Source organism: Mesorhizobium sp. M2C.T.Ca.TU.002.02.1.1 (assembly GCF_003997225.1).
Genome location: NZ_RZTO01000002.1, coordinates 24,277 through 33,685, shown reverse-complemented (window position 1 = coordinate 33,685; position 9,409 = coordinate 24,277). Strand labels below are relative to the sequence as shown.

The window sequence follows — 9,409 nt, the reverse complement described above, 5'->3', positions numbered from 1 at the left end:
GGTGAGCTTCTGCACCGGCCATGGCCGGGTCTGGGACGTCGCGTCGAAGCGGAAGCGCGACAACAGGATCGCCAGCGCGATGATCGCCTCCTGCATGGCGAAGCTGGCGCCGATGCAGACACGCGGGCCGGCGCCGAAGGGCAGGTACTGGAAGCGGTCGATCCTGTCGCGGTTTTCCGGATGGAAGCGTTCGGGCAGGAAAGCGTCCGGCCTGTCCCATAGCTTGCGGTGGCGATGCACGACCCAGGGCATCACAAGCACGGCGGCGTATTTCGGAATGTAGAGACCGTTCCAGGTCTCCGGCTCGATCGGCTCGCGATTGATCGAGGGCGCCGGTGGGTAGAGCCGCAGCGCCTCCTCGAAAGCGGCGCGGGTGAGCGGCATGGCATCCAGCCACTTCGTCGGATCGGGCTCGCGCGCCAGCACGGCGTCGATCTCCCGCTCGACCTTGTCGCGCTCCCAGGGCGCTTCGGCCAGGCAATAGATGGTCCAGCCCAGCGCCCGCGCGGTCGTCTCGTGGCCGGCGCCGATGAAGGTGATGATGTTGTCCTCGACTTCGGCGCGGGTCAACCCGTCCGGCCCCTCTGCGCGCAGCAGAAGCGTGAGGAAGTCCTGCGGCACGCCACCCGGATCGCGCTTCATCCGCTCTTCGCGCATCCTCACCGTGCCGGCGACGATGTCGCGGAAATAGGCCATGGTCTTGCGGCCGCGGATGCGGGTGAAGCGCGGCAGCCATTCCGGCGCGCGCAGCAGGTCGAGCGGGTCGACGCGGCCCATGGTCTCGAACAGGCGGTCGATCTCCCGGGCGAAGCTGCCCGGCTCGCCGGCGATCTCGCCGGAAAACAGCGTCTCGGCGAGGATGTCATAGGTGAGCAGCGTCATATCATGGGCGACATCGGTCTGGCCGCCGGCCTCGTAGCGGGTGACGAATTCCAGCGTGCGCTTCAGCATCGGTCCGGCGAAACCGAAGATGTGGCGCGGCGTGAACACCGGCGCCATCGCCTTGCGCGAGCGCTTCCAAACCTCGCCCTCGGCGGTCAGCAGCCCGTCGCGCAGGATCGGCCGCAGCACCAACTGGCGCACGGTCGCCATCTTGTAGTTTCTGGCGTTGTCGATCAGCACATGGCGGATAAGGCCGGGATCGTTGGCGACCACCAGCGGCCCGCCCACGCCGGTCACCGAAATCCAAGGCTCGTTGTAGGTATGCTCGCCCCACAGTTCGAGCGGGTTGCGGTAGATGATGCGCATCATCTCCAACGTCGAAGGCGGCTTTGTGCGCGGCGTCGGCGCCGGCGGCACGAAGGGGGCGGGCTTGGTGTCCATGAAGCATGCTCCGCTGTCAGAGCCGAATGTAGTGACCGACAAGACCGGCGTCCATGTGACCGAACGGCAGCGCACGGTCGCCACATCTCGCCGGAATGTGACCGACATCAGCCGGTAGCTGCTTGTTGCCGGCGGAACCTTACGTTAGTCACCAATGGATACCGCCAAGCAAGGAGTTCCCCGTGAAGCATCGTCTGGACATCATCATCGGCAGCACGCGGCCAGGACGCGCCGGGCCGATTTTCGGCGAATGGCTGGAAGGCTTCGCGCGCGAGCACGGCAAGTTCGAGCCGGTGCTGACGGACATCGCGGCGTTCAACCTGCCGATGCTCGACGAGCCGCACCATCCGCGCCTGCGCAAATACGAGAACGACCACACCAAGGCCTGGTCGAAGGCGATCGATGCCGCCGACGCCTTCGTGTTCGTCGCCCCGGAGTATAACTACTTCGTGGCGCCCGCGATCGTGAACGCCATCGACTACCTGATGCATGAATGGCGTTACAAGCCAGCTGCGATCTTCAGCTATGGCGGCGTGTCCGGCGGCCTGCGCGCGGCGCAAGCGCTGAAGCCGCTGCTCACCTCCGTCGGCGTCATGCCGATCCCGGAGGGGGTGGCGCTTCCGGCCTATGCGAGCCTTCTCGATGAGAAGCGCGCCTATCATCCGAGCGAGCAGGTGCAGGGCGGCGCCAGAACCATGCTCGACGAGCTGTCCCGCTGGAGCGAAGCGCTGAAGGCGTTGCGCGCCGCCGGATAGGCACATTCCTCAGCGTAGCGAAGCCGCGCTTCGGCGTGTTTTCGCGCCTCGACAGGCCCTTGCGGGAGGACGCCGCCTGCCATGTTCGCGCGAGGCAGGGAAAGACCGCTCGCCAAGCCGGCAAAATGGCCGCAAACCTTGGAAAAGCAGCCGTTTGCGCCTATATCTAGGACATCAAAACGGCGCGATTCGGGGCCATTTTTCCGCGCCGGACCATAGACATCAATCAGACAGGTATTCATGAGCGACCAGACCGAAAGCGCCAATGGCGCGGGAGCCGAATACGGCGCCGATTCCATCAAGGTTTTGAAGGGGTTGGATGCCGTGCGCAAGCGTCCAGGCATGTATATCGGCGACACCGATGACGGCTCGGGCCTGCATCACATGGTCTATGAGGTGGTGGACAACGCCATCGACGAGGCGCTGGCGGGCCACGCCGACCTCGTCTCGGTGACGCTCAACCCCGACGGTTCCGTCACCGTCATCGACAATGGCCGCGGGATTCCGACCGATATCCACCCCTCAGAGGGCGTGTCGGCGGCCGAAGTGATCATGACGCAGCTGCATGCCGGCGGCAAATTCGACCAGAATTCCTACAAGGTCTCCGGCGGCCTGCACGGCGTCGGCGTCTCTGTGGTCAACGCGCTTTCCGCCTGGCTCAAGCTCAAGATCCGCCGCAATGGCGAAATCTTCGAGATGAGCTTCACACATGGCAATGCCGACGCGCCGCTTAAGGTCACCGGCACCTATGTGCAGGACAAGCGCCCGGGCACCAATGAAGGCCGCAGCGGCAGTGAGATCACCTTCTTCCCCTCGGCCGAGACCTTCACCATGGTCGAGTTCGACTACAACACGCTGGAGCACCGGCTGCGCGAGCTCGCCTTCCTCAACTCCGGCGTGCGCATCATTTTGACCGATGCGCGCCATGCCGACCTCGTGCGCCATGAGTTGCACTATGACGGCGGCCTCGAAGAGTTCGTCAAATATCTCGACCGGGTGAAGAAGCCGCTGATCGAGGCGCCGATCGCCATCCGCGCCGAGCGCGACGGCATCACCGTCGAAGTCGCGATGTGGTGGAACGACAGCTACCACGAGAATGTCCTGGCCTTCACCAACAACATCCCGCAACGCGACGGCGGCACGCATCTGGCGGGCTTCCGCGCGGCGCTGACCAGGCAGATCACCGGCTACGGCGAATCGTCGGGCCAGACCAAGAAGGAAAAGGTCTCGCTGACCGGCGACGATTGCCGCGAGGGCCTGACCGCGGTGCTCTCGGTCAAGGTGCCGGACCCGAAATTCTCCTCGCAGACCAAGGACAAGCTGGTTTCCTCCGAGGTTCGCCCGGTCGTGGAGAGCCTGGTCAACGAGGCGCTCGGCACCTGGCTCGAAGAGCATCCGAGCGAAGGCAGGGTCGTGGTCGAGAAGGTGATCCAGGCGGCCGCCGCGCGCGAGGCCGCGCGCAAGGCGCGCGACATCACGCGCAAGAGCACGCTCGGCGTCACCTCGCTGCCCGGCAAGCTCGCGGACTGCCAGGAGCGCGATCCGGCGAAGTCGGAAATCTTCATCGTCGAGGGTGACTCGGCCGGTGGCTCGGCCAAGGGCGGGCGCTCGCGCCAGAACCAGGCGATCCTGCCGCTGCGGGGCAAGATCCTGAACGTGGAGCGCGCCCGCTTCGACCGCATGCTCTCCTCCGACATGATCGGCACGCTGATCACCGCGCTCGGCACCTCGATCGGCAAGGACGAGTTCAACGCCGACAAGCTGCGCTACCACAAGATCATCCTGATGACCGACGCCGACGTCGACGGCGCCCACATCCGCACGCTGCTGCTCACCTTCTTCTTCCGGCAGATGCCGGAGCTGATCGAGCGCGGCCACCTCTACATCGCCCAGCCGCCGCTCTATAAGGTGACGCGGGGCAAGAGCTCGCAATATCTCAAGGACGAGAGCGCCTACGAGGAATACCTGATCGAGTCCGGACTGGACGAGGCCTCGCTGGTGCTTGCCTCCGGCGAGGTGCGAGCCGGGCAGGACCTGCGCGCCTCCGTCGACGACGCGCTGGCGGTGCGCCAGCTGATCAACGGGCTGCATACGCGCTACAACCGCGACGTCGTCGAACAGGCCGCAATCGCCGGCGCGCTCAACGCCGACGTGCTCGCCGATCTCGGCCGCGCCACCGCGATGGCCGAGCGTGTCGCGAAGCGGCTGGACATGATCGCCGAGGAGACCGAGCGCGGCTGGACCGGACGGCTTTCGACCTCCAATGACGGCTCGGGCGGCTATGTCTTCGAGCGCACCGTGCGCGGCGTGAAGGATGTGGTGCAGCTCGATGCCGGATTGATCAATTCGGCCGATGCGCGCCAGCTCGACCGCTATGCGCCGCGGCTTTCGGAAGTCTATGGCGAACAGCCCAGCTTGCGCCGCAAGGAGGCCTCGGAGCTGCTTTCGGGGCCGTTGGCGCTGCTCAACGCGGTGTTCGCTTCCGGCCGCAAGGGCCTCACCATGCAGCGCTACAAGGGCCTCGGCGAGATGAATGCCGAGCAGCTGTGGGAAACCACGCTGGACCCGAATGTGCGCTCGCTGCTGCAGGTCAAGGTCAACGACGCGACCGACGCGGATTCGCTGTTCTCGCGGCTGATGGGTGACGAAGTGGAGCCGCGCCGCGAGTTCATCCAGGACAATGCGCTGTCGGTGGCCAATCTGGACATCTGAGCGCGGCCTGGCCGACAGTTTTCGCAATAAAAAAGCCCGCATCGAGCGGGCTTTTTTATTGCAGGAACTGCGGCTGGATCAGTGGTCCATGGCCTTGACGATTTCCTCGGTCATCTTCTTGGCGTCGCCGAGCAGCATCATCGTGCCGTCCTTGTAGAACAGCGTGTTGTCGATGCCGGCATAGCCGGAGCCGAGCGAGCGCTTGACGAAGAGGCAGGTGCGAGCCTTGTCGACGTCGAGGATCGGCATGCCGTAGATCGGCGAGGACTTGTCGTCGCGGGCGGACGGGTTGGTGACGTCGTTGGCGCCGATGACATAAGCGACGTCGGCCTGCGCGAATTCCGAGTTGATGTCCTCGAGCTCGAACACCTCGTCGTAAGGCACGTTGGCCTCGGCCAAGAGCACGTTCATGTGGCCGGGCATGCGGCCGGCGACCGGATGGATGGCATATTTCACCTCGACGCCGTTGGCCTTGAGCTTGTCGGCCATCTCGCGCAGCGCATGCTGCGCCTGGGCGACGGCCATGCCGTAGCCGGGCACGATGATGACCTTCTGCGCGTTCATCATCAGGTAAGCGGCGTCGTCGGCCGAACCCTGCTTGACGGTGCGCTCGATGCCGTCGTCGCTTGCCGCGGCCGTCTCGCCGCCGAAGCCGCCAAGGATGACCGAGATGAAGGAGCGGTTCATGCCCTTGCACATGATGTAGGACAGGATCGCGCCGGACGAGCCGACCAGCGCGCCGGTGATGATCAGCGCCAGATTGCCGAGCGTGAAGCCAAGCGCCGCCGCCGCCCAGCCCGAATAGGAATTCAGCATCGACACCACGACCGGCATGTCGGCGCCGCCGATCGGGATGATGAGCAGCACGCCGAGCACCAGCGAGGCGGCGACGATCAGCCAGAAGATAAGCTTGGACTCAGTGGTCACGAGCAGCACGATCAGCACCACCAGGGCGATGCCGAGCACGATGTTGATGAGGTGGCGGCCGCCGATCATGATCGGCTTGCCGGACATGCGGCCGTCGAGCTTGAGGAAGGCGATGACCGAGCCGGTGAAGGTGATGGCGCCGATGGCGACGCCAAGGCTCATCTCGACCAGCGCCTGGGCGTGGATATCGCCCGCCGTGCCGATGCCGAAGCTTTCGGGTGCGTAGATGGCGGCGGCCGCGACCATGACCGCGGCGAAGCCGACGAGCGAATGGAAGGCGGCGACCAGTTGCGGCATCGAGGTCATGGCGATGCGGCGCGCGGTGACCGCGCCGATGCCGCCGCCGATGGCGAGACCGAGCACGATCAGGCCGAAGCGGCCGGCCGACGGGAGCGCCAGCGCCAGCGTGGTGGCAATGGCGATGCCCATGCCGATCATGCCGTAGAGATTGCCCTGGCGGCTGGTGGTCGGATGCGACAGGCCGCGCAGCGCCAGGATGAACAGGATGCCGGAGACGAGATAGAGGAAGGAAGCGAGATTGACGGTCACGTCACTTGTCCTTCTTCTTGTACATGGCCAGCATGCGCTGGGTGACCAGGAAGCCGCCGAAGATATTGACCGAGACCAGCACCAGGGCGACGAAGCCGAAGCCCGCCGCAAGGCCGGAAGCGGCGATGCCGACGGCAAGCAGCGCGCCGACGACGATGACGGAAGAGATTGCGTTGGTGACGGCCATCAGCGGCGTGTGCAGCGCCGGCGTCACCGACCACACGACATAATAGCCGACGAAGATCGCCAGCACGAAGATGGCGAAGCGGAAGACGAAGGGATCGACGGCTCCGCCCGAAAGCGCGTGCGCCGCGCCGCTTGCGGCATCGGCCGCGCCCGGCGCGTTGTTGGCGAGATCCTGCACCGCGAGCCGCACGGCGGCGGTCGCCTGATCGAGCTGATCGAGAGCTTTCTGCAAGGCGTCCATCACGCGGTCCCCTTAGGCTTGGCTGCGGACTTCTTCTTTGCCGCCGGCTCGGTGCGCGGCTCTTGCGCCGCCTTGGCGAAGGCAGGATGCACGACTTGGCCAGCATCGGTCAGCATCGTCGCCTTGACCAGTTCGTCGTCGCGCTTGATGGCAAGCGTCTTCGTCGCCTTGTCGACCATGGTCTCGAGGAAGGCGTAGAGGTTCTTGGCATAGAGCAGCGAGGCGGATGCAGCGACACGACCAGGCACGTTGAGATGGCCGACGATCTTGACGCCGTTCTCGGTCGTCACGACCTTTCCGGGCACCGCGCCTTCGACGTTGCCGCCGCGCTCGACCGCAAGGTCGACGATCACCGAACCCGGCTTCATCGAGGCGACCATGGCCGCCGACACCAGCTTCGGCGCCGGGCGGCCGGGGATCAGCGCGGTGGTGATGACGATGTCCTGCTTGGCGATGTGCTCGGCCGTCAGCGCCGCCTGCTTGGCCTGATATTCCTTCGACATTTCCTTGGCGTAGCCGCCGGCCGTCTCGGCGGCCTTGAACTCCTCGTCCTCGACCGCCAGGAACTTGGCGCCGAGCGACTGCACCTGCTCTTTCACCGCCGGACGCACGTCGGTGGCGGTGACGATCGCGCCGAGGCGACGCGCCGTGGCGATCGCCTGCAGGCCGGCGACGCCGACGCCCATGATGAAGGTCTTGGCGGCCGGCACCGTGCCCGCGGCGGTCATCATCATCGGCAGCGCGCGGTCATATTCGCCCGCCGCGTCGATCACCGCCTGGTAGCCGGCAAGGTTGGCTTGGCTAGACAGCACGTCCATCACCTGCGCGCGGGTGATACGCGGCATGAACTCCATGGAAAAGGCGGTGATGCCGGCCTTGGCCATCGCGGCCACCGCGGCGTCGTTGCCGTAGGGATCCATGATGGCGATGACGGCGGCGCCCGACTTGTAGCCCTTCAGCTCGGCATCCGTCGGACGGCGCACTTTCAGCACGACATCGGCCTTTTTGGCGTCGGCCGCCGTCCCGATCGCGCCGCCGGCAGCGGTGAAATCCTGGTCGGGGATGCGGGAGCCGAGGCCGGCGCCCTTCTCGACGATCACGTCGAAGCCTAGACCCGCCAGACGTTTGACCGTCTCCGGCGAGGCCGCGACGCGCGGCTCGTTCGGGTCAACCTCACGAGGGATGAATACGATTTGTCCCACCGGATGATCCTTTCGGCTGGAACCTTGATTGCGCAAAGCGTCAGCCGGGACGTCCGGTGACGTCAAGTGCAATTGGCTTGGGAAATCTACCGCAGAATGAGGGCGCCGACGGCCATGATCAAGATGAACAGGATGGTCCCCGAGAAGAAGCCGCCGACGAAGAAGCCGAAGGCCATCGCAATAAGAATGGCGGCACACACCAGCGAGCCGTATTTGGCAAGGCCGAGGAAAGCCTTGTAGGTACGGTCGTGCTCGGCATAGTCCATCTGCGCGCCAAGCTCGACAGGACCGGTCGGCGAGTGATCAGCCATGGAAGTACCCCTTCGAAAATGCCTGTGAGGCACATAGCGAAAAGCCGAACCAAGAGCAATGGCGCTATTGCCGCACGGCCTGCGACAACAGCCTCAAACGAAAGTTGAAATTGAACGCCATGCCTTCGTCCGCGCCGCGAGGGGGATTTCAGCCGGCGAGATGGGGAAAAAGGCCGAGCAGGCCGACGACGATCAGGTAAAGCGCGACGATGTAGTTGAGGAGCCGCGGCATCACCAGGATCAGCACCCCGGCGATCAGCGAGATCAGCGGCGTCAGCGCGAGCGAGTGGATGGTCATGCGGGGATCCTCTTCGCGTTGTTCCAAGGTTGTTCGACCACCTCAACGCGAATGGCGTGAAAAAGCTCCGCCGGCCACGCGAAGCGTCAGGCCGCCTCGTGATAGTATTTGGCCGTCGGCAGTATGGTCAGCGGCGCAAGCTCCCCGGCATTAGGCACCTCGAACAGCATGCGCTGCTCCATCGGCGTGGAGCGGAAGAAGGGGAAGCGCGAGAAAGACCGCTCGCGGATGGCCGCGACATTGGCGCGATAGAGCACTACCTGGTAGTTCAGCCCCGGATAATCGCGCAGCTCACCGATCTGCTCAGAGCAATAGATGCGGCGGTAAAAGCCGGCGTGCTCAGGCCGAATGGTCGAAAGACAATAGGGCGCTTCAAAATAGAAGCATGCCATGCCGGCGAGCCTCAGCGTCAGATAAGGAATCAGCGGATAAACACGCGACCACTCCGGATCAGCCGCGAAACGGCTCGGATCGACGAAATGCGCACCCGCCGCCAGCATCGGACGCAATATGTCGCCGTAGACGGTCGTCGATGGTGACTGTGGCGTAGCGCTGCAGGCGTGATGTATACGCAGCGTGCTGACCAACGTGCCGTCGATGTAGATGCCAAACTTGGAGCAATTGGCCGCTTCGTCAAGATCGTCATGGACGATGTGGCTGGGATTTTCCGGGACCATATCGCTCAGGCGATAGGACTTGTAGCGTAGCCTGTAGATATCCTCGAGATCTTCGCCCTTGTCGCAACGGCGATATTCGGTGCGCTCCAGCATTTCGTATACGTGGCGAGCGAAGTTCGACGCGTGGTCGGACGCATCTACTCCACCCGCGCCCGCCCTTTGACGAAGCGCCATCAACCGCGCACTCATTTACTAACCTCGTAACCAGCCGCACCGCAACCGTACGTC

At 64.6% G+C, this 9,409-nt stretch carries 10 protein-coding genes; 3 read left to right on the top strand and 7 right to left on the bottom strand.

Features of this window, described 5'->3' with window-relative positions; genetic code table 11:
- A partial coding sequence (locus EOD07_RS00325) for a cytochrome P450 (protein WP_164771992.1) occupies positions 1 to 1,323 on the bottom strand: 1,323 nt, incomplete at its 3' end.
- On the opposite strand from EOD07_RS00325, the gene EOD07_RS37485 reads away from it, so the two are divergent.
- The 3 genes from EOD07_RS37485 (at position 1,238) to gyrB (ending at position 4,790) form a co-directional block, all read left to right on the top strand.
- On the top strand, positions 1,238 to 1,441 hold the full coding sequence (locus EOD07_RS37485; RefSeq protein WP_164771990.1) for a hypothetical protein: 204 nt from the start codon (positions 1,238 to 1,240) through the stop codon (positions 1,439 to 1,441). The genes EOD07_RS00325 and EOD07_RS37485 overlap by 86 nt on opposite strands.
- Positions 1,442 to 1,505: 64 nt before the next feature.
- A complete protein-coding gene (locus EOD07_RS00320; protein WP_127233466.1) occupies positions 1,506 to 2,078 on the top strand; it encodes an NADPH-dependent FMN reductase in 573 nt (190 codons plus the stop codon).
- A 240-nt stretch (positions 2,079 to 2,318) separates the two neighbouring features.
- Positions 2,319 to 4,790, top strand: a complete 2,472-nt coding sequence (gene gyrB / locus EOD07_RS00315) for a DNA topoisomerase (ATP-hydrolyzing) subunit B (protein ID WP_127233465.1) — start codon at positions 2,319 to 2,321, stop codon at positions 4,788 to 4,790.
- Positions 4,791 to 4,868: 78 nt separating this feature from the next.
- Here gyrB and EOD07_RS00310 read toward each other — a convergent pair whose 3' ends face one another.
- The 6 genes from EOD07_RS00310 to EOD07_RS00285 all read right to left on the bottom strand — a co-directional run bounded on the left by EOD07_RS00310 (position 4,869) and on the right by EOD07_RS00285 (position 9,370).
- A complete protein-coding gene (locus EOD07_RS00310; protein WP_127233464.1) occupies positions 4,869 to 6,266 on the bottom strand; it encodes an NAD(P)(+) transhydrogenase (Re/Si-specific) subunit beta in 1,398 nt (465 codons plus the stop codon).
- Position 6,267: 1 nt separating this feature from the next.
- Positions 6,268 to 6,693, bottom strand: coding sequence for a proton-translocating transhydrogenase family protein (locus tag EOD07_RS00305; RefSeq protein WP_041007232.1), 426 nt, complete (start codon positions 6,691 to 6,693; stop codon positions 6,268 to 6,270).
- On the bottom strand, positions 6,693 to 7,895 hold the full coding sequence (locus EOD07_RS00300; protein WP_127233463.1) for a Re/Si-specific NAD(P)(+) transhydrogenase subunit alpha: 1,203 nt from the start codon (positions 7,893 to 7,895) through the stop codon (positions 6,693 to 6,695). The genes EOD07_RS00305 and EOD07_RS00300 overlap by 1 nt, the downstream gene beginning before the upstream one ends.
- Before the next feature lie 86 nt (positions 7,896 to 7,981).
- Complete coding sequence (locus tag EOD07_RS00295; RefSeq protein ID WP_040988895.1) at positions 7,982 to 8,206, bottom strand: aa3-type cytochrome c oxidase subunit IV; 225 nt, start codon at positions 8,204 to 8,206, stop codon at positions 7,982 to 7,984.
- A gap of 148 nt (positions 8,207 to 8,354) precedes the next feature.
- Positions 8,355 to 8,504: a DUF3096 domain-containing protein gene (locus EOD07_RS00290; RefSeq protein WP_023729728.1), complete on the bottom strand. Its 150-nt coding sequence runs from the start codon at positions 8,502 to 8,504 to the stop codon at positions 8,355 to 8,357.
- An 86-nt stretch (positions 8,505 to 8,590) separates the two neighbouring features.
- Positions 8,591 to 9,370, bottom strand: a complete 780-nt coding sequence (locus EOD07_RS00285) for a hypothetical protein (protein WP_127233462.1) — start codon at positions 9,368 to 9,370, stop codon at positions 8,591 to 8,593.
- Between the last annotated feature and the right edge of the window lie 39 nt (positions 9,371 to 9,409).